Annotated in this window: 16 protein-coding genes and 1 pseudogene; 7 read left to right on the top strand and 10 right to left on the bottom strand. The window is 59.8% G+C overall.

Going from position 1 to position 25,022, the window contains the following annotated elements; genetic code table 11:
* Positions 1-184 precede the first annotated feature (184 nt).
* On the top strand, positions 185-1,873 hold the full coding sequence (locus I41_RS23575; protein WP_145435463.1) for an alpha/beta hydrolase: 1,689 nt from the start codon (positions 185-187) through the stop codon (positions 1,871-1,873).
* A 1,291-nt stretch (positions 1,874-3,164) separates the two neighbouring features.
* Positions 3,165-4,178, top strand: coding sequence for an acyl-CoA desaturase (locus I41_RS23565; RefSeq protein WP_145435460.1), 1,014 nt, complete (start codon positions 3,165-3,167; stop codon positions 4,176-4,178).
* Positions 4,179-4,269: 91 nt separating this feature from the next.
* Here I41_RS23565 and I41_RS23560 read toward each other — a convergent pair whose 3' ends face one another.
* The 4 genes from I41_RS23560 to I41_RS28710 all read right to left on the bottom strand — a co-directional run bounded on the left by I41_RS23560 (position 4,270) and on the right by I41_RS28710 (position 7,450).
* Complete coding sequence (locus I41_RS23560; RefSeq protein WP_145435458.1) at positions 4,270-4,572, bottom strand: hypothetical protein; 303 nt, start codon at positions 4,570-4,572, stop codon at positions 4,270-4,272.
* Between the two features lie 922 nt (positions 4,573-5,494).
* Positions 5,495-6,736, bottom strand: coding sequence for an NAD(P)/FAD-dependent oxidoreductase (locus I41_RS23555; RefSeq protein WP_145435456.1), 1,242 nt, complete (start codon positions 6,734-6,736; stop codon positions 5,495-5,497).
* A 129-nt stretch (positions 6,737-6,865) separates the two neighbouring features.
* On the bottom strand, positions 6,866-6,985 hold the full coding sequence (locus I41_RS28715) for an SDR family oxidoreductase (RefSeq protein ID WP_145436484.1): 120 nt from the start codon (positions 6,983-6,985) through the stop codon (positions 6,866-6,868).
* Positions 6,986-7,189: 204 nt separating this feature from the next.
* Entirely contained in the window at positions 7,190-7,450 is a 261-nt protein-coding gene (locus I41_RS28710) for an SDR family NAD(P)-dependent oxidoreductase (protein WP_391524848.1), read from the bottom strand.
* A 542-nt stretch (positions 7,451-7,992) separates the two neighbouring features.
* On the opposite strand from I41_RS28710, the gene I41_RS23540 reads away from it, so the two are divergent.
* On the top strand, positions 7,993-10,587 hold the full coding sequence (locus I41_RS23540) for a bifunctional YncE family protein/alkaline phosphatase family protein (protein ID WP_210421053.1): 2,595 nt from the start codon (positions 7,993-7,995) through the stop codon (positions 10,585-10,587).
* Positions 10,588-10,839: 252 nt separating this feature from the next.
* Here the strand turns inward: I41_RS23540 and I41_RS23535 are convergent, their stop codons facing one another.
* Positions 10,840-12,234, bottom strand: a complete 1,395-nt coding sequence (locus I41_RS23535) for a PDZ domain-containing protein (protein ID WP_145435450.1) — start codon at positions 12,232-12,234, stop codon at positions 10,840-10,842.
* A gap of 44 nt (positions 12,235-12,278) precedes the next feature.
* Positions 12,279-13,160 carry a KPN_02809 family neutral zinc metallopeptidase gene (ypfJ, locus tag I41_RS23530; RefSeq protein ID WP_145435448.1) on the bottom strand — a complete coding sequence of 294 codons (882 nt, stop codon included), beginning with the start codon at positions 13,158-13,160 and terminating at the stop codon, positions 12,279-12,281.
* A gap of 357 nt (positions 13,161-13,517) precedes the next feature.
* Here ypfJ and I41_RS23525 point away from each other — a divergent pair, with 357 nt between their 5' ends.
* Positions 13,518-13,925, top strand: a complete 408-nt coding sequence (locus tag I41_RS23525) for an IS66 family transposase (protein ID WP_145435446.1) — start codon at positions 13,518-13,520, stop codon at positions 13,923-13,925.
* A 162-nt stretch (positions 13,926-14,087) separates the two neighbouring features.
* Here the strand turns inward: I41_RS23525 and I41_RS23520 are convergent, their stop codons facing one another.
* Together I41_RS23520 and I41_RS23515 are read right to left on the bottom strand one after the other, a co-directional pair.
* Positions 14,088-16,814 (bottom strand): beta strand repeat-containing protein, encoded by a 2,727-nt coding sequence (locus I41_RS23520; RefSeq protein WP_145435444.1) that lies wholly within the window; start codon positions 16,812-16,814, stop codon positions 14,088-14,090.
* A gap of 531 nt (positions 16,815-17,345) precedes the next feature.
* Positions 17,346-17,614 (bottom strand): annotated as a pseudogene (locus I41_RS23515) (integrase core domain-containing protein); the annotation flags it as partial.
* A gap of 521 nt (positions 17,615-18,135) precedes the next feature.
* Between I41_RS23515 and I41_RS23505 the strand changes: the two are divergent.
* The 3 genes from I41_RS23505 (at position 18,136) to I41_RS23500 (ending at position 20,971) form a co-directional block, all read left to right on the top strand.
* Entirely contained in the window at positions 18,136-19,449 is a 1,314-nt protein-coding gene (locus tag I41_RS23505) for a hypothetical protein (RefSeq protein ID WP_145435442.1), read from the top strand.
* Complete coding sequence (locus I41_RS27555; RefSeq protein WP_168207111.1) at positions 19,446-19,595, top strand: hypothetical protein; 150 nt, start codon at positions 19,446-19,448, stop codon at positions 19,593-19,595. The genes I41_RS23505 and I41_RS27555 overlap by 4 nt, the downstream gene beginning before the upstream one ends.
* 416 nt (positions 19,596-20,011) lie before the next feature.
* Positions 20,012-20,971, top strand: a complete 960-nt coding sequence (locus tag I41_RS23500; protein ID WP_210421052.1) for a 3-keto-disaccharide hydrolase — start codon at positions 20,012-20,014, stop codon at positions 20,969-20,971.
* 667 nt (positions 20,972-21,638) lie between these two features.
* On the opposite strand, the gene ppdK is transcribed toward I41_RS23500, so the two are convergent.
* Together ppdK and I41_RS23485 are read right to left on the bottom strand one after the other, a co-directional pair.
* The gene (gene ppdK, locus I41_RS23490) at positions 21,639-24,278 is read right to left on the bottom strand and encodes a pyruvate, phosphate dikinase (protein ID WP_210421249.1); all 2,640 of its coding nucleotides are present in this window, start codon (positions 24,276-24,278) and stop codon (positions 21,639-21,641) included.
* A gap of 312 nt (positions 24,279-24,590) precedes the next feature.
* Positions 24,591-24,977, bottom strand: a complete 387-nt coding sequence (locus I41_RS23485; RefSeq protein WP_145435437.1) for a biotin/lipoyl-containing protein — start codon at positions 24,975-24,977, stop codon at positions 24,591-24,593.
* Between the last annotated feature and the right edge of the window lie 45 nt (positions 24,978-25,022).

Below are 25,022 nucleotides of genomic sequence, written 5' to 3'. Positions count from 1 at the left end.
ACGCGCTTCCCGCCCCATGGATTTCCTGCAAGAATGCCATTCTGCGATACTCGGGCGGCGACGTTATGATCTTGCAAAGACTCGCCTTGGCCGCTGTCCCAGCGCATATCGCATCGGCCCGTGCGTTCCTCCACCTTGAGGTGCGCACGCGGCGCAGCGCCGGCCTCGACGCACGGTAAATCGCATGACCAGAATCTCCCAGAACGTGAAGCAGCTAGGGAGACGCCTCTGGGCCTCATTCTCCTTCGTCGGCTTGGCGTCGGCGACGCTTTTTTTCGCCGCGTCTCTCACACCGTCGCTGTTGCCACGACCCTTCGTCGTGCAAGGGGCGCTGTCGGGATTGGCACTGGCCGTCGGCTACGGCCTCGGCGTGTTCTTTGTCGTTGCCTGGTTGTTTCTCGAAATTCCGAAGCCGCCCGATCACATCCAGCAGTGGAGCAAGCGGATCACGACCGCGGTCGTCGCCGCGGTCGTGCTACTGTTTCTGTGGCGCGACGTCGTCTGGCAAAACTCGATTCGGCAGCTCATGGAGATGCCGCCTGTGGAGACCGGCTATCCTTGGCGCGTCGCCGCCATAGCGCTGCTGGTGGGCGTCGCAATCATTGCATTCGCGCGCGCTGTGCGCGGCCTCTGGAGGTTCGTCGACCGCAAGATCAGCGCGGTGATTCCGCGTCGCATTTCCGTCGTAGTCAGTGCTCTGCTCGTGGCGCTGGGGCTGATGCTGCTGGTCAACGACGTGTTTGCTCGACTGGCGCTCGACGCCGCTGACGCCGTTTTTCTCGAAATGGACATGCTCATTGAGGAAGGGATCGAGCAGCCTAAAGAAGCCGTTGCCGCCGGCAGCAGCGAGTCGCTCATTGCCTGGGACACGATCGGTCGCCGCGGCAAGCAGTTTATCGCTGCCGGCCCAACCCAGGATGAAATCGGCGCGTTCTGGAACAAGCCGGCCACGCGGCCGTTGCGCGTTTACGTCGGCCTCGCCTCGCGAGAGACTTCCGAAGAACGTGCCAAGCTCGCACTCCAAGAGCTGCGCCGCATCGGCGCCTTCGAGCGAAAGGTCCTCATCATTGCCACCCCCACTGGCACCGGCTGGCTCGATCCCGCCGCCGTCAACCCGATCGAGTACCTCCACGCGGGCGATACGGCTATCGTCAGCGCGCAGTACTCCTATCTACCGAGCTGGATCACCATTCTCGTCGATCCCACGCGCTCGCAGGATTCCGCCACGGCGCTGTTCAACGAGGTGTACGACTACTGGAAAACGCTTGCCAAGGAGAGCCGTCCGAAGCTGTATGTCTATGGATTGAGCCTGGGCGCGCTCGGCTCCGCGGCCAGCGCCGACCTGTTCACCGTGTTCGAAGACCCGATTCAGGGCGGCGTCTGGAGCGGCCCGCCATTTCCGAGCGCCGCCTGGGGCAAGGTCACCCGCTACCGAAACCCTGACTCGCCGATGTGGCTGCCCAGATTTCGCGACGGCTCCATGCTCCGCTTCACGGGACTGGACAACTCGTTGGGCAAATTCGGCGAGCGCTGGGGCCCCATGCGATTCGTCTACATCCAGCATGCCAGCGATCCGATGACTTTCTTCTCGCCCGACCTGCTCTACTCCAAACCTGATTGGCTTGTCGGCGAGCGTGGGCCCGATGTTTCGCCGTACTTGCGCTGGTATCCGCTCGTTACGTTCCTGCAAATCGCCTTTGACCTGTCCATGGCCACCAGCGTTCCGGCCGGTTACGGTCACAACTACTCCCCGGCGAGCTACATTAATTCGTGGATTGAGGTAACGCAGCCTGAGTCGTGGAGTGAAGCCGATACGCAGCGCCTGCAGGAAGCGTTCGCCGAAACGACGAAGCCCGATGTGCAGTCGCCGTAGACCGCCATCAGGATTCTCGCCAGCACGTGGCGGGCCAGTTAAAATCGACTCGACATGTCGATCTTTCGTCAACTAGGAGGCGAACGACGAGGTTGCTCCTGGTCTGAGCACGGCCGATGCGTCCATGGGGATCGACGAACTTCACCACAAAACAGGGGGCGGCTCCCAGCCCAGCCATTAACTGACGAGCTCCTGTGACCTATCGACAACTAGGCCGAGTAACCGAACGCCTTGAAACTGGTTGGCGTATGCCCAGGTGACGCCTAACGCGACTTCTTCGAGATCTTTTTAGCAGGCCTCGACAGTGCAGCCTTTTTCGATCTGTTGCCGACCGTCGACTTCTTCGCCACTTTTTTCGCAGTCGCCTTTTTCGGCACGGCTTTTACTTTTTTCGTTCGCTTCGCCCCCTTCTTCGACGCTGCCGTCTTGCCACCGACAAGCTTAGTCGCCGAGGACGCCGCCTTCACCGCGGCGGTCTTGGTCGCGGCAACGGCGTTCGCTAGATGCTCCGTGGCGGCCGCTTCTTGAACGGCCGCCGCAGCGCGCTTGATCGGCCGCGTTCCCCTTCGCCGAGGCGTTGCCGATGAGTGCGCCGGCAATGCCGCCGACGAAGGCACCCCACTGGGCCCGCAATCATGCTGCCGCCGACGGCTCCACTGACGCCTCCAGCCGTTCGCTTCGAGACTTCGGGCAGGTTCTCGTTCGCGTTCATGGCCAACTCCTTCGACGCGGCCGATCGCCTTTTCGCAGCTTTCTTTTTCGCCATGTGTCTTTGCCTTCACGGTTGAAAGGGCGTTTGGAGATGGACGGTGCGTCATGCGCGACCGACAGTTGAAAGTAGCGCGAATCGCAAGCCGTTGAAGGATGGCGGCGAATTCTAGCGAGATAACTTCAACGGCCTCGATTGGGTTTCCTGCGCCCGCTGCGGGTAACTCCAACCTCGCCGAGGAGAGCTGGGGCAATGCACCGACGTTGAACGCCGCGAAACGCGACACGAAGACTCCTTCGTAGCTGACGCCCGTGCCAACTAAGGGTCGGACGTCCGCCGACACGTCAACCTTCTCGGTGAGCCGCCAGCGGTGTAGATCGAACTTCCGGTGCCGCAAGAGGTCGACGCCCGCCCGCTACCGAGCCACTACATCCTGCGGTAGTTGCGCAGTTTTCCATGCGTCTTCCCTTTTTCGTTTATGTCCCTTTAATATCGATTTTTTTGCATCGGAACGTAACGCAGCAGAGATAGGATAGTCGGACGTGGACTCTGACGACCAATTTCAGCAACAGCGTTCAATATATGCGAGTCGACCAACCCCTCCAAAAGTCATCGGGCGCGTTGGCGTTACCGCTGCGAGTCAACGCAAATGTCATCCAGTGGAACTACGTCCTGTCGTTCGCGGTCATGCACCTGCTGGCGGCGCTTGCGTTCGTTCCCTACTTTTTCAGTTGGTCGGGCGTCATCGCGTTCTGGCTGGGCGTCGTCATCTTCGGTCAGATTGGAATTCCTGTGTGTTACCACCGGCAACTGACCCATCGAAGCTTCAAGACGCCGAAGTGGTTGGAGCACTTCTTCGTCGTACTCGCGCTATGCAGCGCGCAAGAGACGCCCGCCAAATGGGTGGCCTGGCATCGCAAGCACCATAGTCACTCCGATGAACAGGATGACCCGCACACGCCGCTGGTAAACTTCCTCTGGGCGCATATCGGTTGGCTTTGCGTCAAGAATCGAAGCCAGACGCCGCTATCATTCTACGAGAAGTACTCCCGCGACATCCTCCAAGATCCGTTCTACATGTACCTGGAGCGGAATTGGCTCGCGTTTGGTTGGATCTATCTGGCCCACGCCGCCATCTATTTTGTCGCCAGCTGGGGAATTGCTTACGGGGTTCTACAGGATAACGCCGCGGCTCTGCAGATGGCGCTGAGCTTGGTCGTCTGGGGCGTGCTCGCGCGCACGGTGTACGTGTGGCACATCACCTGGAGCGTCAACTCGCTCTCGCACATCTTCGGCTATCGCAATTTCAAGACGGATGATCACAGCCGCAACAATTGGTTCGTGGCGTTGATTACCGGCGGCGAGGGTTGGCACAACAATCACCACGGGGACCAAGCCGCGGCATCGCTACAAACCCGGTGGTGGGAGTTCGATCTCAATTATTACTTCATTAGACTTCTAGAGCGACTCGGGTTGGCGACCGACGTGATTCCGCTAGCGCGCGATCGTCGAATGCCGACTAGCGCCGAAGGTGACTTTCGACGGCCGGTGGGGCAACTGCGTGGCACTGCGGCGCAGATGCCGCTCAGGAAATAGGTCCTTAGCCTATACATGTGAGCTGACGCCCTCTCGCCATCCTCGGCGTCATCCGTCGGCGCTGCCCAGCAGGCTTGTACGCGGTGTCGAACTATTTCGCCGGCAGGGTGACGTCGGCGGGCAGCAGGTCGAGATATCCCTGCTTGATCAGGTCGTAGAAGACATCGGCGTAGGCGATCTGAAAGCACCAACCGCCGGTGCGCTGCCAATTGTTGCTGGCCGGCGCACCCTTCACCCAATTCTGATGCTGATAAAAATCGGGGAAATTCGGGTTAAATCCGCCGGTTCCATTGGCATACCAGAGCAGGGCAGCGTGCAGTGCGGCGCTGGCGACGATCCAGGCAAAGAAGCACGGAGCGATCGCGCAACGGTGCCCCAGGATCAGCGTGGTCATTAGCAACCTCACTTTCAGCCGTTGGGCCTACCCCCTTTCGTCTGCGTGGCGTCGTCAGCCGTCTCGCTGCAAGATTGTCTGTGGCGGTGCGAGCATGGAACATCATTATCACGGCTGGAATGGCCGAAATTTCCGCCGGTCCCATAGCAAAGGCGGATTATCGGCTACCTTGCGGTGAGAACGGATGCTGAGCATTTCGCAATGGAGCGGACAATCGAGGTACACGAAACGATTCTGACGTGCTAAATGGCCGGCTCACGCTCGCTAAGCAATCGGTAAGTTAGTCGCCCGCTGGCCCGAGAGCTTAATTAGTGCGATCAGGTGGACATCAGCATTGAATTGGGGCCCACCAAGTTGGGCACCCGACGCAACTTCCTCGTCCCGGCGCCGTGCGTTGAGTCGCTGGAGGCGCTCAACGCCGAACCTTTACAACGGTGCGATCGAGACCTCGACCGCACGCTGCAGGGCAAGGCAGGATCGAATCGCGAGTTGCTTGCCATCCAGAAAACTAGCAGTCTGTTCAGACTCCAGGCCGCCGTCCGAATCCAGTTCCTCCTCACGATTCGCCGATGCACGACCGAATCGAAGCCCTAGGATAACACGATGTGGCACGGCGATTGGACTCGTGTGGTCGATAGCCAGATGACGGCCAAGAGAGCGAGTCCGAGGTTAGTCGCCGAGGCGAGACCCCCGTAGGCTTGAACCAGAATAAGAACAAGGCGGTCATCACTTCCCGCAGCATCGGCGGGGCAACGATCCACGTTGCTAGTGCCGCGTGCCGCTGCTCGTAGGCACGAAAAATCAGCGAATCCTGTCTAAGTTAAGAGCGGGTAGTAGACTACCTGGACAAACCAACGAACTCCCAGCATGAACAGGGTGGCCGCAAAATGAGATAGAAGTAAAATACGGGGGAGTGACTCGCTCAGAAGAGGTCTTCTAGCACGGCGTTCGCCGCCCGTCGGCCCGAGACCATCGCCCCTTGAATCGAGGCATTGTCTCGATGATCTCCACAGACGTAGACTCCTGGCTGCCAGCGAACCGGCCGTTGCGGCACATCGAGCGCAGGCGGGAATTGTTGTGGCAGCGCGTAAGGAATGCAATAACTTCGCAGGTGATGCCAGTCCCGAGCGACAGGCCCGAACCAGTCACCGAGCTGTTGGCGCACCTCCGCGAGAAGTCGCTCTGCATTTTCGGTGATTCCGAGCACCGTTGCGGAGACCAGGCTTGCGTCGCCCGGGCCATAGGAAGGAGCGACGAGCGTGGGTACGCAGAGGTTATTGATCGGGCCCCGTCGTTCCCCGTTGAGCACCAAGATCGGTTGCTCGACCGGTGGACGCCGCGCGGCGAAGTACAGGCAGGTGACGCCTTGCCCAGCGGAAGAAATCGCATCGCCAAGGAGCCGTGCGGCCGCGGCGCCGTCCACCGCCACGACGACCGCCCGGGCGTTCAGTTGCTCGCCCGATTCCAGGCTCACCGCGCCGGCTTGAACGCGCACCACACGGGCGTTAAGCCGTATGGCGGACGGCGGCAACGCTGAGGCCAGTTGCCGGGGAATAGCTTCCATGCCGTCGGCAGGCAAGCAAGCGCTGCCGAGCGAGAACATGCGGAAGGTGAAGTGCAACATTCGGCTGGAGGTGCGCAAGTCAGGATCCAGAAAGACGCCGCCCAGAAAGGGCCGGAAGAATCGATCGATCATCGAGTTCGAGAAGCCGGCGTCTTGCAGCGATTGGAGGGTTGTGAGTTCGGGATCGCGGAATTGATCTTCGTCGCTGCCATGCAGCGACCGGGAGCGCAGCCGAGCCACACACCACTTGTCGGCGAATGAACCGATGGGCGAGGCCAAGGACCGCATCGCGGCAAATGGCCTTCGCCACGGATCAGTCAGTAGATGGAATTTTTCTCCGTGCCGCACTAAGGCGCCGGGGAGGAACGGCCTGAGTTGAAGAGCCTCATAGTCAAGTCGCTGCTTCGCCTCTGGATAGCTCGTCAGAAAGACCTGAAAGCCGCGATCTAAACGAAATCCAGCAACGAGATCCGTACGGATGCGGCCTCCGATACCGTCGGATGCCTCCACCAGTAGAAAGCTAACGCCACGCTGTTTGAGCTGGAGAGCGCAACAGAGGCCGGCCAAGCCGCCGCCGACAATCACCACGTCATGCGTCATTTTTTTCTATCCTCAAACGATGTGTGCGCGAACGCCGGTCTCGGTGCACTCTCTGGACTCGATCACTAACGCCCGCCTCGGGCAGCGTATCAGTCGTTCCGACGCAGCGTACATAAGGCGCCCCGCGGTTCAAGGTATACGGACCGAGCCCAACCCGCCATCGATTCTTAGCACCTGGCCAGTTACCCAACGCCGCTCAGCACTGAGTAGCCACTCAATTGCTGCAGCGACGTCTTCCGATTCCCCAATTGTCCCTCAAGCGCGCATGACGGTCGATGCCTTCAATGACGCGTCGTTGCCCGTTAGACGAACGGTCATGGTCGTGCCGACGAAGCCGGGCGCTAAGCAGTTGACTCGGATACCGTGCGGGCCGTGGCCGATGATACGAGAACAATGGAGCCGCCGCAGGCAGCATGGCTTTGGCGGCGGCCCCCACGACCGCGAACGCTGTAGTTAAGTTCGCCGCGACAGTCGACCATATGGTTCAACTGATTGTCCGACGCCGGAGTCCACTTCCGCAAAACGCGTAGCATCGAGCGGGGATGCCCGTGCGTGAAGTTCGTTGACCCGCATTTGCAGCTTCTCAACGTCACGGCCAGCAAGCATCAATCGCGCGCCGCACGACGCCAGCCGTCGAGATAAAATCGCGCCGATGCCACCTGTGGAGCCGAGCACCAGGTACGAGCCTGGGGACTGCCATTGGACAGCGTCCATGTGGAATCTGAGCGAAGCGCGTAGGTCGGGTGTTCGAATCTCGTTTTGGCTTTGTCGCGGATCAAATTCAATCCTGCCCTTGAGACCGGCCATCTTACAGTGCGTCGGCGACTATTCCAGTTGCGACGCCGTCGACGTCTCGACTCGGCGACCGAACGAATGCCTCTAAGCATTCCCCCAAAGACAAAATTGCGTAACGGCAGGACCGCGTACCATTACAAGAAACGGAGTAGCCCCCTTGGTCTAGGTCCGACCTCCGGGATGATCGCGGCATATGGGATTCGTTAACGAACGGTCAATACTTTGAGCGCCCTAATGGCGTTTGGGGAAGAGGGGTGAAATAATCACTCAATTGATCAACTCGTAAAGTCAAGCTTAGGAGCGGCGTCCCCATGCAATTTTCGTGCAGCTGCCACTCATTTCATCACGCTGCGGCTCTGCCGCTACATTGGTTTTCAATCCTTGCGTTGACCCTGATATTTCAGGTCGCCGAGCATAGCTGCGGCCAAACGTTAGTTCAAACCGCTTCCGATAAAGAGCGCGTGGGATACTACGACGATGGCCGCGTCGTTACCCCTGTAAATCAGGTGGTCACGCCCTACGGAACGCAGCTTGATTTGCCGGGAATGCGTCCGCAGGCACTGGCGTTGTCGCCCGACGGCAAGTTGCTGGTTACCGCCGGCAAGACCAGTGAGCTCGTCGTGGTCGATCCCGACGCCTGCACGATTCGCCAGCGTGTACCGCTACCAGCCGAAAGTACGGCGGAAGCGCCCGAGGCCCCGGTGTCTGAGCAGTTGCTGCATCCCGACGACGAAGGGCAGTTGAGCTTCACGGGGCTGATTTTCTCGCCGGCGGGAGATCGGCTGTACATGAGCAACGTCGATGGCTCGATCAAAGTTTTTGAAGTGATGCCCACGGGCGAGGTTAAACCGATAAAGTCGTGGCGGCTGCCGGATGCCGATGCGCCGCGCCGCGATGCCGAAATTCCCAGCGGCTTGGCGGCGTCGGCGGATGGCAGGCGACTTTACGTCTGCGGCAATCTTTCCAATCGCCTGCTTGAGCTCGACACGGCGACCGGCGAGCTAGTGCGAACCTTTGACGTTGGCGTGGCGCCATACGAAGTCGTGCTGGTCGGTGACAAAGCCTACGTGAGCAACTGGGGCGGCCGGCGTCCTGGGCCGGGGGATCTCACGGGGCCGGCCGGTCGAGGGACGCTCGTTCGCGTCGACCCGGTACGGCACATTGCCAACGAAGGATCGGTCAGCGTCATCGATCTCAAGGCCGGCAAGGTGCTGAAGGAACTGCTGACCGGACTCCACGCTAGCGGGTTGGCTGCTTCGCCTAAGCACCCGTTTGTGGTCTGCTGTAACGCCGCGAGCGATCACTTAAGCGTCATCGACGTGCGTAGCGATGATATCGTCGCCACGATCTGGGCCAAGCCCAACGCGGCCGACCTGCTAGGGGCGGCGCCCAACGCTGCGGACTTCGACGCGGGCGGCAAGCTGCTGTATGTGGCCAATGGGTCGCAGAACGCCATCGCCGTGTTCGAGTTCGACGCCGACGAGCCTGAGGAAACTCGGCTGCTGGGGATGATTCCAGTCGGGTGGTACCCCGGGGCGGTGCTCGTCGACGAGACGCGGGGAGCAATTGTGGCTGCCAATATCAAAGGCTTTCCGAAGACGCCGCGGGTGGACGACGAGGGGCAGCGCGGGTTTAACACGCACAACTATTTTGGCTCGCTCACGCTCGCGTCGATTCCTAAAGATGAAGACTTGCCAGGTCTTTCGGAACGGGTCGCGGCGAATCTGCGGGCGCCCCGAATTGCCGCGGCGTTGTCGCCGCCGCGACCCGATCAGCCGCCGCGTGCTATTCCAGAACGTATCGGCGAGCCGAGTCACATTAAGCACGTCGTATACATTATCAAGGAAAATCGCACCTTCGATCAGGTGTTCGGCGCATTCGGGCGCGGCAATGGGGATCCGTCGCTGTGCGTTTTCGGCCGCGGGATTACGCCGAATCACCACAAGATCGCCGAGGAATTTGTGCTGCTGGACAACACCTACTGCTCCGGCATCCTCAGCGCCGACGGGCATCAATGGAGCACGACGGCGTACTCGACCGACTACATGGAAAAAAGCTTCGCGGGCTTTCCGCGTAGTTACCCCGACGGCATGGGCGTCGATGAAAACGACGCACTCGCTTACGCCCCAACTGGTTTCATTTGGGACAACGCCCTCAAGCACGGCAAGACGGTGCGGAACTACGGCGAGTTTATGGGCCCGTCCGTCCGATGGCGCGATCAAGACAAGAAAGGGGAGCCCGACTTCACCGCATGTTACCAGGCGTGGAAGAATGGCACGGACGACGTGGTGTTCGAGTGCTGGCCTAGCGTCGAGAGCCTGCGGCCGATCTCGCCGACCAACTACGTCGGTTGGAACATGTCGGTGCCGGATCAATTCCGCGCCGACTTTGTACTGAAAGAGCTAGCCGAGTTCGAGAAGAAGGGAGAGTTTCCCCATCTAACGATCATTTGCCTGCCGCAGGATCATACGAGCGGCACGGATGCTAGAAGTCCTACTCCGGCGGCTTGCATCGCAGACAACGATTTGGCCTTTGGGCGGATTGTCGAGGGTCTAAGCCGCTCGCGGTTTTGGCCGCAGATGGCGATTTTTGCCATCGAGGACGATCCGCAAGCCGGTTGGGATCATGTGAGCGGGTATCGCACCATCGCCTTCTGCGCGAGCCCCTATGCTAAGCGTGGCGCAGTGATCAGTACCCAGTACAACACCACGAGCATTCTGCGAACGATCGAGCAGATTCTTGGCATGCGGCCGATGAACCAGTTTGATGCGAGCGCGTCGCCGATGTCTGATTGCTTCGTCGATAAAGCCGATTTCACGCCCTATCAATCGGCGCCGACTTTGATTGCGCTGGACCAGATGAATCCGGCCGTAGGTGCGATTGAAGACCCAGTGCTGCGAGAAGACGCCGTGGTTTCGGCGTCATTGAATTTTCGCGAGGTCGATAAGGCGCCTGAGGATGTGCTCAACCGGATTTTGTGGCGTGCGATGCGCGGCAGCCGGGCGCCATACCCCGAATGGGCGATTTCTGCTGTTGGTGAGGATGACGACGACTAGTAATACAGTTGGACTTTGATAGCGGTAGGGTCGTGCTTATGTGCGCGGTAGTGACAACTGCCGGCGAGGAATTGGTGTTGTCGTCGCCGGGGTGACCACTGGAGTATTAGCGCTGGTCCAGGCGTTGTGCGGCAGACGATGCGTTCGATCACGCGCCGGACCTCCGGTGCGGAAACAAGACGCCTTTGAAGTGAAGTTGCAATAGCTCAGTCGTTAGTCGATTCATGCGAAGGACGATGACACGCTGAGTTCTCACCTACCTATATTAACGTCTATGTCCCTTTTCTTGCCAGACGTCGGGTCGAGAACGCTCAGCTTTAGGATGCCGGCGCACTTGCGAACCGCGTCGTTAAGTTCGTTCGGATGCAGCACCGGTTTCCCGTTAGCGGCCAGTATCATGACTCCCGGGCGTAACCCCGCCTGGGCCGCGGGGCTGCCGGTCTCGATCTCGGTGACTTTCACTGCAAAATCGTCGTCGTGAAAGGCGAGTTCGGTCACGGCCCCCAGTTTGCCGGGCGACCCGAAACTGGGGGACTCCACGTTGGCTGGCAACGGGTTGACGGGTTTTGTATCGCCCAGCTTGACGTCAACTTCCGTGTCACGACCCGTGCGCGAATCGCGAACGGTAAGTTTGAGCGTTTGCCCGCTCTTGCGTAGCGCTCCTAAGAGTTGTTCCGGACCTGTTATCGGTGCTCCATTGGCGGCAACCACGATGTCGCCTTGCTCAAGCCCCGCTTTCGCCGCAAGTCCGGCTGGGTCGACGTGGGTGACTCTCATCGCACTCCGCGTGCCGAGAGACACAGGTTCTGCTGAGATGCCAAGCGATGCCTTCGGGGGTTGCGTCGCCTGCGCCCCGGCCGCATCATCGGTCGCCGGCTGCTCGGTGGGATCGATTTCGACTCGCGCACCCCTGCCCGTGTTGACGTCGACCACGATCAAGGAGAACTTCTTGCCTTTGGCGGCCAAGGCTTCGAGTTGTGCGGCATCCGTGATTGGGGACTCTTCGGCGCCAGCGATAATGTCGCCGACTTCCAGGCCGCACTTCTGTGCCGCCCCACTCCGTTCGACGCTCGTGACGCGCAATGCAATCCGATTCTCAACCTTGAGCGCCTCGGTCGTCATCCCCAGACGAGACTCGCCCGATCGTGAACCCCGCGCGATGTCCCGCTCCTGGTTATCGGGGCCGGCTCCGGCGGCGCCGTTACCAACGACTTCGTACCAGCCAGGAACTACTCCCTCCCAGCCCCCCTGTTCCCGCGGGGTCAAATACGCACGGACTTGCGACTTCTCGTCCGGTATGTCCTTGCGGTCACCCCTGATGAGCTCGCGCCCTGCCTGATCCTGTCGCGGGGAAACATGAACATAGACCGAATCGCCCGGACCAGGAAATCGAACACGCGAGCCTTCCGGCGCCAACTTGCGGCCCTCAGACTGCTGCACGTCAATCTGCAGCAGATACTCTTCACGTCCCTGAACGGTGCTGCGGAACACCTGACGGACGACCCCGTCGACCATCAGCGGGGCGTCGGCCTTCGACAACCACTCGCGTTGCTGAGCATAGGATGGAATTGGCGTCAGTCCTGCCATCAAAAACAGCAACAGGACCACGAGGTGACCGAGTTTCCGCCGATGACCGAACATAACCATTTTCTCTTTGTAGGGTCAGGGAACGAGAATACTGCCGAAGGAATTCACAATTGTTCATAGGGCATTTCAAAAAGTTCCTTCATGCTGCTAAGGTCGCCGGATTGCAAGCCGAGACGGAACCATTTGGTGCGCTGCGTCGAGGTGCCGTGCGTGTAACTCTCAGGAGAAGTGAACCCGCGTGAATTCTTCTGGATGCGGTCGTCACCGATCGCCTTGGCCGACTGCATGGCTGCTGCCACGTCGCCCGGCTCGATGAAAGCAAATTTCTGTTGGCCGTAATGGGCCCAAACGCCCGCCAGGTAATCAGCCTGAAGCTCCAGTCGCACTGACCAGCGATTGAACTCCTCCCTGGACGATGTCCGGCGCTTCTGGTCGACCAGCGCGCTGTAGCCGAGCAGGTTCTGCACATGGTGGCCGATCTCATGGGCGATGACGTAAGCCTGAGAGAACTCGGCCTTCGAGCCCCCCATTTTCTGTTCGAGTTCGTCAAAAAAAGTCGGGTCGAGGTATACGGTCTTGTCGACCGGGCAATAGAAGGGACCCACCGCGGACGGGGCGTTTCCGCAACCAGTCTGCACGGCATCAGCGAAAAGGACCAATTTTGGCGGGGCGTAGGTCTCGCCTGCGCGACGGAACTGGTCCCCCCAGACTTCCTCGGTGTAGGCGAGAATCGTGGCGATGAAATCACGGCTGCGCATCTCTTCGGCAGTCAGCTCTCTCTCAACGGCCGGCCCGCCGCCGCCGCCGCCCGGCGCAGCGCCCGGCGCGTCGCCGATCAGTTGCTGAAGTCGCTGCGGGTCGACGCCCATTAAAGCGCCGATCACCAGCAGGATCAACATCCCAAACCCGCTGATCGCCACCGTGCGAGGGCTCATCCGCCGACGATCTTCCAAGTTCTCGCTTTGCTTTCCGCCTTGCCAACGCATTTGACTTGTCCCTCGAATGTTTGACAGAATTTCTCGCGCAGGATTCGTTTCTCGTGATGCAATCCCGGCATCGTCTATGTCGATGTCTAGATCGAAGCGGGGCTCGCCGGCGTATGCTGCATCATATACTAACTGCGCTTACCGTCGAGCCAACGCGCCGGTCAGACTCATTCCTGCAGCCGACGTTTCTCTTACGCCGCCTGCTCGCGCGAAGAAGCGGGGCAACTAGACGTCGCAGGCGCCCTCCAAAACCAGGTCCTTAATCGGCCGCGTAGGGGCTCGAAGGGTCGGGGGACCGCGGCGCCGCCGCTAACGAGCTGAACCTTTCACGCACGCAGATCCAGCGACTCCCCGCCGATGGCCTGGCATGGTCAGCGTTCGGACCTGCGACAACAACATGCATTGCCCTTGCTCGCCGAGTTTCGCCAGTGGCTCCAAGCCATCGAGCGGAGCGTGCTGCCCGAGAGTCCCATCGGCCAAGCGTTGCAGTACATGCTGCCGAGTTGGGACGGACTTGTTCGCTGCTGCGCGAACGGCGCACCGTCGATCGACAATAACCGGAGCGTTCGCCCCGTGGCAATCGGCCGCAAGAGTTCTTATGACTTTCTGTCAACCCGCCATGCGCAGCGGTTCCACGGCGTCGAATTGGGGTGCAACTACGTCGTTCGTTTCGAGGCTATCGGCAACGGTTTTCAATCCATTGAAGCCGTTCGGAACCGCGCGCAGAAACAGCAAGCGGAAACGGATAACGCCAAAAAATCCTAAAAAGGATCTTCTACTTGAGTGATGTCCTTGAGCTTGGAAACTCCGCAGGTGTCCCAAGCGGCGAGTCCGATTCAGGCAAACAGGCGCTCATGCAGTCGGGCCAAATTGGCCGAGCGCTGCTCGGTCAACACCCTTCTAACAACTCAGGCAGCAAACTAGGCGCTACAGTAGACGGCAGGTGCGGGGTGTTAATAATCGCAAGCTTGGGCGTGCACAGCGCTTGTAACGGCCTGTAATGGGAAAAATCATCGACAGAGCCGAAAGCCACCATGCGCTCGGTTCCGGCACGACAGTTATTTCGGCCACCATCGCCAAAGGCCCCGTGTACTGTCGTTGCCAGATCAGAAAGTCCGCTCCGTTGACGGCGCCGTTCGCGTCGGCGTCGCCTTCATCATGGGCGGCGCTAACTTGAATGCCAAAGCCGTTCTGCCACAGCGCGAGATCGTTGGCGTCTACGTCACCGTCTTGTTCGAAATCGGCCTTGAGAAGTTCAGCGGCGACAGTAATTCGGCCCTGCGTGTAGAGCTGCGACACATCCCAGCCCAAGCCCGGGTTCAGCAACGGCAGAACCAGCGCATCGAACGTGCCAATCAATGTGCCGAAATCAAGGAGATCAAACGTCTGCCCAATGCTTGGAGTGAAACCATTGATCAACGATACCTTTAAGGCGCCGTCGGCAATGAACTGGCCAGTGCTGAAGATGATGTCGTAGCCGAAGCCGGGATTTGCCCCGCCAATGTCCATCAGCAGTTCGCTCGAGCTGGTGAACTTGTAATTGCTGCCGCTCACTAAGCCGGTGCGTATCGAGGGAAGGGCGCCGCTGGGTTCCAGCGTTCCGGTGAACTCGACGTTTGTGAAGCTGCCGTTGCCAGTGACGTAGCCCGCGAGCGTAATGCGGTTGGTGGTACTTGCACCGTTGATTGCGCCCAAGTTCTGAAGTCGGTCGGCGGCGTTATTGTCGGTCTGCACCGAGCCGAAGCCCGAGATCGTTTCGCCGAGAGCGAGATTGATGCCGTTAGGGGCGATCAACGCGCCGCCCGTGCTAATAATGCCGAGCGTCGTTGTCGGGCCAAGTTCTACGGCATCGGCGTCATTCAACGTGAGTGAATTGCCGAAGACGCTGATCGAGCCTGTTGTGGCAAAACCGACTGGCGAGCCCGCATTGCCAATCGTGAGCGCACCGTTGGGACTGATCTGCCCGCTGCCAGAATAGCTGGCATTGATCGTGCCCCGACCCGAAACGCCGACCGTCCCCGCATTGAACGTCGGGGCGTTGAGCGTCCCCCCTCCCATCTGCAACCCATCGCTGGCCCCAGCCGCGAAAGAAACGCCCGCCGTCAGATTGGCCGTACCGCCAGCGTTGAGCGTGAGCGAGCGAATTCGCCCCACCCCTGTCGTCGAAGAGCCGAGAACGGATGCCACGACATTAGGCGTGGTCCAGGTCGAACCAATTCCAACAACGACGACATTCGTCCCGATCCCGCCATGAATGTAGGCGTTGAGCGCCCCGCCGTTTTGAACGATCACATTTCCACTGGCCACTAGGTTGGAGCTCAGCGCCGAGAGCGTCAGCGTTCCGCCATCGACGTCCGTCGTACCCGCTACGCTGATGTGCCCCGGAATGAACGCGCCGGCCGCCGGCGCGATCGAGCCCCGTACGACCAAGTTGCGGGCATTGATCGCCGACTGATTCATCGTCACCGCGTAGCCATTCCACACAACGAGTTGATCGCTCGCACTGTTGCCGACGGCGAGCGTACCGTTGTTGGTCAGCGCGAGGGTTCCCTGGCCTCCGCCTAGGCTCGCATTGCCGCCGAGATAGACTGAGTCGGTACTCGCGAGCGCGGACCCCGCGCCGCTGATCGTCACGTCCCCTTTCAACCCCAAAATGCCGATGAAGGCGTTCCGCATGCTAACCGTGCCGGAATTGAGGATTTCGAGCCTTGCCTCGGGATTGGCGGGAAGCGTACCGATGGTCAAGTCCTGCGACATGGCCCAGATTGATTCTCCGCCATCGACCTTCGCCCGCGATGGTTGTAACGCGACGCCGTTCCCGCCGATGCGACCCGAAACGCTGTTCGCAAAGCCGCCCGCGACTTCCAGCGATCCGCCCGCCCCCGTTCCTACGCCAAGCTCACCGTCAACGACGATCGACTGTACCCATGTTTCTGAGAATGGAGTCTCTTCGCCCGCGTCGAGCGTGACCGCATTTCCCAACGGCGCGTGTGAAACGGTGCTATCGACGTTGAATTTCGAGGTGAAGTGGATCTGTCCCTCGATCCAATCGAACGACCCGCCCGCTAGGTCGAGCAGATTCGCATTGACTCGCAAGACGGCGTCATGCTGCATGACAAGCTGCGTGCCGGAGCGAGTTTCAAGCTGCCCGCCAACAGTGAGCTCCGCGCCCGTGAAAAGCGAGATCAGCCCGTCACGGAGCTCTAGGTTGCCGCCGATTTCAGCCATGGCCGGGTATTGCGTGGCGAAGTAAGTTCCATTGAGTCGCAGGGTTCCTTCGCCGCCGTTGGCGAGATCGCTGCCCCCAAGATACACGTCGCCGCTATTGAACCATCGACCTTGCGGACCAACTTCGATTTCGCCCACCGCACCCGGCTGTAATCCCACAAATGTGTCGACGCTGTTGACGACGCTATCGTCAAACAGGTCGTCTTCTGACTGTATGGAAAGCCGACTTTCGCCCGCGCGCCCGATCGTGAGGTCGTCAGCAAGATTGAGCGTGCCGCCACGAAGCACGTAAACCTCGCCTAGATCGCCGCTGCCATGCCCGGCCGTGAGCGTTGTCGAAGCGTAGGTTCCGTCTTCAACTGTCAACCTGCCATCGAGAACGGTCACTCCCAACGCCGCGAAGTCGGTGCGGCTGCCGATGGTCATTCGCCCTTCAATCTCTGTGAGACCGTTGACGACAACCGATAAATCGCCAGCATTATCCGTGCTGGTCGCTCTGAAACTGAGTTCCGAAGCCGTAACATCTAGGGCTACAATGCCCGCGTTCCCAGGGTCGATGGTTAGGGTAACGTCGGGAGTGTTACTTGATACGCCGATGTTGAATAGCGCCTTACTCTTCATGCTGTGAAGAGGAAAAGACGCCCCGAGGCCGACGCTTGTGGATTCATTCACCTGGGAGCCAGGATACTGTTGAAACTCTGCCGACTCGAGAAGCGTATTTGGAACACCGCTGGCGCCAACTGCTTCCAAGTACCAGTTGCTGTTGCCCAGCCAGTTGTACTGCCCTATCGCCGAGGGAGGCGCGTTAAAAATGTAGTTGTTTACAGCGCGACCAACAGCAGCCCAACTCAGAGTGATCACCACCGCGCCGACAGTTCGCCCAATTCGCTGATGCACCATCACAGTCGCCCCTCAGATCGGAAGTTTGGTTGACCTGCCCCCGGGGTAGGGAACCAATCAATAGGTTAGGGTTGAGCTTGTCCTAACGCCAGCAGGCTGGATCGTTTCTGGCGCCGAAGCGCGATAGCCCAGCGATTTGTGAGGCCGAATCGCGTTGAAGCGCCTTCGCCACCGCTGGATGAAGACCTTCGCCTCGAGCAGCGTTTCGAATTGCTCGCGCGCCAGCAGTTCGTCAAGCAGCTTGCCGTCAAAACTTCTGTGTGGCTATTTTCCCACAGACTGCCTGGCTTGATGAACAGCGTCTTCACGCCGACACGCTGACCCCACAATGTCGCGCGCACTTTCGGTCGTCTCGCCGATGGCAATTAGCACGGCGCAGGAGACGATGGCTCCAGCGTGGCGGATCATAACGGGCGTCAAGAATCAGGTAAGGAATCTCGCCCAGCGGGCGATTGCGCCAGGCCGAGAGTGGCAAGATCATTTACCAGTAACGAGGAATGGCGGCATTGCGACGTTGTCCCGAAGTTCTCCGAGTGTAGAGATCGATACGCCGGGAATCGGCCACGATCCATCGGCCCAGGGCCACTCGCCCATCAGCACGACTCGAGGCCCCGACCACGACGTTCCAATTGTGGTGGAATCCTCCGCCAGAACGTCCCAACAGCGAATTAGTTTGAGCGAACCCCCGACGAAACTCCGCAATTTTCCCTCACATGGCGTTCCCCGCCAAAGTCGGTTCACATTCGTGAGGTAGACCTCCCTAGGTAACCGCCACGACGCCATTTAGGGCGTTGAAATTCAGCTATTGACGATTTTCACTCCATGATCGGTTCTTGAAGGTCCACAAATGTCACGGCGACGATATCTCTCCTTGGGACAGAAGATTGGCTTGGTTGCAGCTTCCTTTTCGCTGCCGATCGTCGTTCTAACGTATTTCGTCGTCTCGAGTCTTAACGCTCAGATTCGGTTTAGTAACTTGGAACTGGCTGGAATTGCCTACCAGCGCCCGCTAGAACGGCTTCTGAACGCCGTCCAGCGATACCAACTGCTATCAGACTACGCAAACGATTCGGAAGCGTCGCGGCAACGCGACGAACTCGCTGCTGAAGTTAATGCGGGATTCGCTGCGCTGACGCCCATCGACCGTCAGCTGGCCGTCCACTTGCAGTTCACAGACGAAGGGCTGTCCAAAAGGAACCGCGCGCATCTCACGGCAAAGTTGCTCAACGAGCAATGGCAGTCGATTGTCGCCATACCGCCGCAGACAAATGATCTTCAACGCAGCGAGTCGCTCGACAAGCTGGTGGCTTCGCTAAGGGAGACCATCACGCATGCCGGGGATACCTCCAACCTGATACTTGATCCTGATCTCGACAGTTACTACCTGATGGACGTGACCCTGCTAACGCTGCCGCAAATGCAGGATCGTATGGCACGGACAATTGCCGACGGCCGACGTTTACTGCAGTCCGACCGACTCAATGCGAGCGAACGGGTGCAGATGGCAGTCTACGCTGCGTTGTTGGAAGAAGCCGACCTAACCCGGATCATGGGAGCCTTGCAGACCAGCTTGGTCGAGGATGCGAATTTTTACGGCGTGAGCCCGACGTTGGCTCGAGGGGTTGGTCTTACGAAGGACGACTTTCAATGGAAGTCCGCCGAATTCATTGCCCTTATCCGTAAGATGGCCGTCGATGACTCGGTCGACATTGCCCCGAAGGCATTTGTCGATGCTGGCCTCATGGCTCGCGACGCGAGCTTTACGCTCTGGGACAATGTCGTTGGGGAGTTGCAGACACTCTTAGAGATTCGAGTGCGAGATCATGTCGTACGGCGCAATCTCGCGCTCGTCGGATCGGGCGCCGCGCTGGGGGTCGCCTGCATCCTGGCCGTGGCGCTAACCAGCAACATCACGAAGCCACTGGAGCAGATTGCTGACGCGTTAGAGCCAGGGGCCGATCTGCTCAACACGAGCGTCCGTCGAATTTCAGCGTCGCCCGAGCGGGCGGAGTTGATCTGCGCTGAACTCGTCGCTCACGTGGGCTACATGCGGCAGGCCGTGCAGCAGCTTGCCCTATTGGTCCACGGCGGATTCGTGACCTACGCATCGCCGTCAAAGACGCCCAGTTCGAAGCGTTTCACCGTCCGCGCCAACCGATGAGTCGTCGAACCCTCGCCTCGGCGCCAGCCGCCTGGTTGAGTGCGTTTCCGATTGCCGCGGCCATCTCGCTCCGCGGCAGCACGACTTCCGACTCGTCATTTTGCCAGTTCTTGATCCGTGCCAGCAGCGGCGCGCTTGGCTCCTGAGCCGTGCGCACCGGGCCCCGCCGTCGAGCTCCTTGGCCGCGCGGGAACTCCTGGCTCGCAGGACCTCCCACCATATGCGCCGCCTGAAATTAACCTACTCGGATGTCGGGAGCTGATACCCATTCGTGCGCCGCTACCCGTGACGAAAGTCCGGAGGTGCGGGTTCGCAATCGGCAATTTCGCCGGCATGCAACCGTAAGTTCCGAGAATGTCTATCGGAGTGACGAAAGCATGGCCGCGGGGTCCATCGCCATTGCGCACTGGCTTCCCAGTAAACCAGGGGTCTTCACAGCAGTCGCTGCTTGCGGCATTCTCCGTTCTGGGCCAAAATGACGCCCGCACTCAAACGAATTCGCCCGGAGATTGCTATGCGCCGCGTTACTGCAACCGTATTGTCACTGCTCTGCCTCGTTGCAATGGCTGCAAGCCTCACAGCCGCCGAACCCGAGAACGTCGCCTTCACGCAACCAGACGACGCTGGCGCGGACTACGAACTACAAGGCGAGTATGTCGGCGAGCTCAATTCCAATGAAGGCAAGAGAAAGATCGCTGTCCAAGTCATTGCGCTGGGGGACGGGAAGTTTCGGGCCGTTGCCTATCTCGACGGACTGCCGGGCGACGGTTGGTCTCGGGGGGGCGATCAGCATCGTGGCGAAGGTGAGCTGAACGACGGGCAGATTCAGTTCCATCCGGAGAACCCCGATGCGTCGGAGAATACCACCGCGATCCTCCAGAACGGCGCCTTCAGCATTCGGCGTGACGGCAGCACGGTCGCTGAGTTGAAGAAGGTCGAACGGAAAAGTCCCACCTTGGGCGCTCGGCCGCCAAAGGGGTCAGTCGTGTTGTTCGACGGCGCCAATACCGATGCATGGGAGAATGGGAAGCTTGTCGAGAAGAATCTGCTCGGCCCCACCAATGCGTCGTCCAAGGAAAAGTTTGGCGACCACTTGCTGCATGTCGAGTTCCGGACGCCCTTCATGCCAACCGCCCGAGGCCAAGGCCGTGGCAACAGCGGCGTCTACGTCCAGAGCCGCTACGAATGCCAAGTGCTCGATTCTTTTGGCCTGGAAGGCGAGGAAAATGAATGCGGGGGGATTTATTCGATCGCGAGACCGGCAGTCAACATGTGCTTCCCGCCACTTTCGTGGCAAACGTATGATATCGACTTTACTGCCGCTCGTTATGACGAGAAGGGCAACAAGACGAAGAACGCACGGGCGACGATCAAGCACAACGGCGTGGTCATCCATAAAGACATTGAGCTTCCTCATGGGACGCCGGGCTGCCACCCCGAAGGTCCTGGACCAGATTCAGTCTTCTTGCAGGATCATGGCAACCCCGTCGCTTTCCGCAATATCTGGGTTGTCGCGAAGTGATCATTGTCTGATGTTGCCTTGGTTTATTAGTCCGCGTGGAATGCAAGATTTTTGTGAACTTGCATTCTGAAGGTGCGCCTCATTTGGCTTGCCAGTGCACGTCGACCCTCGAAACAACCTAGGCAGGATTCGAGCCCGCGTTCTCCACAGTGAGAGCGTGGCGACCGCTACCGCTAGCCCACTGGGCCTCGTTCGGAAGCACCTGCAGGAGTCGAACCAGCAGAGGGTCACGAAGGTTTGAGCTTCGTCGCTTCGTCAGTTAGCGTACCGCGTGTGCACAGCATCCCCAGCGCGCATCGAACGGGGAGGACGATTCTCCGATCTCTTGTACACTCCACGACTTGCATCGAGACATAGTCACGCCGGTAGCTTCTGGGCATCGCGCGGACTTCGCGACACGTCTTTCACTGTCACATACTGACACGACTTCGACTACCGACGACCTGCAGATCGAGCGGCGCTAGCGGCCATCCGACCCTACCTGGCCTACTACAATCTCGAACGCAAGCATTCCACGATCGGATACCGAACCCCAGCACCGTTCGATACCCTCAACAAGCCGCCAAAATAAGAGATCCGACTGTCTGTAAACTCAGGACTGCCTCAGTTGGCCTTTTACTCTTCTTGCTGGAAGGCCGTAGTGATAGCAAAGATCCTGCCTTCATTCCTATTTGGCTCTCAGCGCCGCTTGGGCCGCGGCGAGTCGCGCGATCGGCACGCGGAACGGGCTGCACGAGACGTAATCAAGCCCGACCGTGTGGCAGAACTTGATCGAGGCGGGGTCGCCGCCATGCTCGCCGCAGATGCCGCACTTCAGGCCCTTCTTGACCGAGCGACCCTTGGTGACGCCCATCTCGACCAACTGACCGACGCCCGTGACGTCGAGCGATTGGAACGGATCCTGCGCCAACAACTCGTTGTTGATGTAGTCGGGCAGGAACGTGTTGATGTCGTCGCGGCTGAAGCCGAACGTCATTTGCGTCAGGTCGTTCGTGCCGAAGCTGAAGAAGTCGGCTTGCTCGCCGATTTGGTCGGCGGTCAGCGCGGCCCGCGGAATTTCGATCATCGTGCCGATGAGGATATTCAGCTTGCCGGTGAACTTCTTGGCTTCCTTCACCTCATCGATCACGGCTTGCGTCTGGTCGCGGAGCATCTTGAGCTCAGCGGCGGCGCCGACGAGCGGAATCATGATCTCGACCTGGGCGTCGATCTTCTTCTCGACGCAGGCGATGGCGGCTTCAACGATCGCAGTGACCTGGGTTTCCAGAATCTCCGGGTAGGTGACCGCGAGGCGGCAACCGCGGTGGCCGAGCATCGGGTTTTGCTCGTGCAGCTGGGCGACGCGGTTCTTCACGAAGGCCGGCGAAACGTTCAGTTCCTTGGCGAGTTCGCCTTGGGCCTTGGCGTCGTGCGGCAGGAATTCGTGCAGCGGCGGATCGAGCAAACGGATCGTGACCGGCAGACCCTTCATCGCGGTGAAGAGGCCGATAAAATCCTTCCGCTGCAGCGGCAGCAGGTTCTTGAGCGCCTTCTTTCGGTCGGCGAGGTTGTCGGCCAGAATCATCGCCCGCATGGCGACGATGCGATCGCCTTCGAAGAACATGTGCTCGGTGCGGCAGAGGCCGATGCCTTCGGCGCCGAACTCGCGAGCCCGCTTCGCGTCGGCCGGGGTGTCGGCGTTCGTGCGGACCTTGAGGGTGCGGTACTTATCGGCCCAGCCCATCACGGTGGCGAAGTCGCCCGAGAGCTTCGGCTCTTGCGTGGCAATCTCGCCGAGCATCACTTCGCCGGTTGAGCCGTCGATCGACAGCACGTCATTGTGGGTAAACGTCTTCGAGCCAACTTTGATCTTGCGGGCCTTCTCGTCGATCTGGACGTCGCCGGCGCCGGCGACGCAGCAACGACCCCAGCCGCGGGCGACGACCGCCGCGTGGCTGGTCATGCCGCCGGTGCTGGTGAGGATGCCGGCCGCGAGATGCATGCCGTCGATATCTTCCGGATTGGTTTCCTTGCGGACGAGCAATACCTTCTCGCCGGCATGAGTCCGCTCGACGGCCTCCGAGGCCGTAAAGGCGAGCTTGCCGACGGCGGCGCCGGGCGAGGCGGGGAGGCCGACGGTCAGCAGCTTGCCATCCTTCTTCGCCGTCGCCTTGGCGGCGGGGGTGAAGCTGGGCAGCAAGAGCTGCGTCAGGTCGCCGGCCGGAATGCGCTGCACGGCGGTCTTCTCGTCAATCAGCTTTTCCTTGACCATGTCGCAGGCGATCTTCACGGCGGCGGCGCCGGTCCGCTTGCCGTTGCGCGTCTGCAGCATGTACAGGGCGCCGCGCTCGATGGTGAACTCGATGTCCTGCACGTCTTTGTAGTGCGACTCGAGCAGGTCCTTGATCTCTAGCAATCGCTTGTGGATCGCCTTGTTCCACTTGGGCATTTCGGCGACCGGCAGCGGAGTGCGGATGCCGGCGACGACGTCTTCGCCCTGGGCGTTCACGAGGAACTCGCCGTAGAACTTGTTCTCGCCGGTCGAAGGATTGCGAGTGAACGCGACGCCCGTGCCGCAGTCATCGCCCATGTTGCCGAAGACCATCGACTGGACGTTGACGGCCGTGCCGAGCAGGCCGGTGATGTTCTCGACCTGGCGATACTTCACGGCGCGGGGCTGCATCCAGCTCTTGAATACGGCTTCGATCGAGGCTTCGAGCTGCTCGAGCGGATCTTGCGGGAAGGGCTTGCCGTAGTCCTTCTTGTAGACGTCTTTGTACGCTTCGCAAAGCTCGATCATCCCTTCGGACGGTACTTCGTTGTCGACCTTGGCGTTGTACTTCTTCTTGATCTTGGCAAAGGCGACTTCGAAATGCTCGTGATCGACGCCCGAAACGACGTCGCCGAACATGTTGATCAGGCGACGGTAAGAGTCGTAAGCGAACCGCTCATTCTGCGTCGCGTTGGCGAGACCGACGACCGCTTCGTCATTGAGGCCGAGGTTGAGAATCGTGTTCATCATGCCCGGCATCGACGCTGCGGCGCCGGAGCGGACGGAGACCAGCAGCGGCAACTTCGAGTCGCCGAACTTCTTGCCGGTTTCCTTTTCGAGGATGGCGACGTTCTTGCGAACCTCGTCCATGAGACCGGGCGGCAGCTTCTGCTTGTGCTTGTAGTAGAGGTCGCAGACTTCCGTGGTGATGGTGAAGCCCGGAGGGACCGGCAGGCCAATGCTGGTCATGTCGGCGAGGTTGGCGCCTTTGCCGCCGAGGAGTTGCTTCTGGTTGCTCTTCCCCTCGGTCTTGGTCTTGCCGAAGTAGTAGGCCATCTTGGTGGCGCCAGCGACTTTAGCGTGCACTGATGCATCATCTGGATCAATCGCTCTTTCAACAGACTTACGGGACATCAGGACCTCTATAGATTGATAATACCTGTGATCGGCGGGCGAGGGCACTTGTGATGGCGTGCCGTACCAACGAAAGTTGTCGTAGCATTATCCTAAAGAAGGGAGCAAATGCCAGACGCCGCCTACGGGAAACATTCACTCCTCAGAACGACGCGCAATAGCACGCCTGAGCAGACCTCCGTCTTTGCCTGCCTTCAACCGCCCCGCCAGTCGGAAAACAGCTTGAGCCGTCAATTACTCAAACTCCACAAGCACTTGTCCCCCCTGAACGGCATCACCAGCGCCGACGTTGACGCGGGCGATCGTCCCGGCGACAGGCGACGTGATGGTCGTCTCCATTTTCATGGCCTCCAGTACCATCAGGACGTCATTTGCCAGGATCGCCTGGCCGGCTTGAGCGTGGATCTTTACGACGATACCGGTCACAGGGCTGCGGCAAACCTTGCTTTCATCCGCCACGGCAGCATCGACGTTAGTTGTCGCCGGCGACGCAGCTTTCACGGGGGCAGCCGCGCGCGGCCTAATACTGCCATACTGGTTACCATGGCGCGGTTTCTCGGGTTCAGTCGCCTCGACTTCGACTTCATACACCTTACCGTCGATCGTCAGCTTCAGTTTCAAGGCGATCTCCCCTGCTTGGTCGCACCTGCAATCAGAAAGTCGTCA

Source organism: Lacipirellula limnantheis (assembly GCF_007746075.1).
Lineage (GTDB): Bacteria > Planctomycetota > Planctomycetia > Pirellulales > Lacipirellulaceae > Lacipirellula > Lacipirellula limnantheis.
This window is presented reverse-complemented; position numbering and strand designations above follow the sequence as displayed.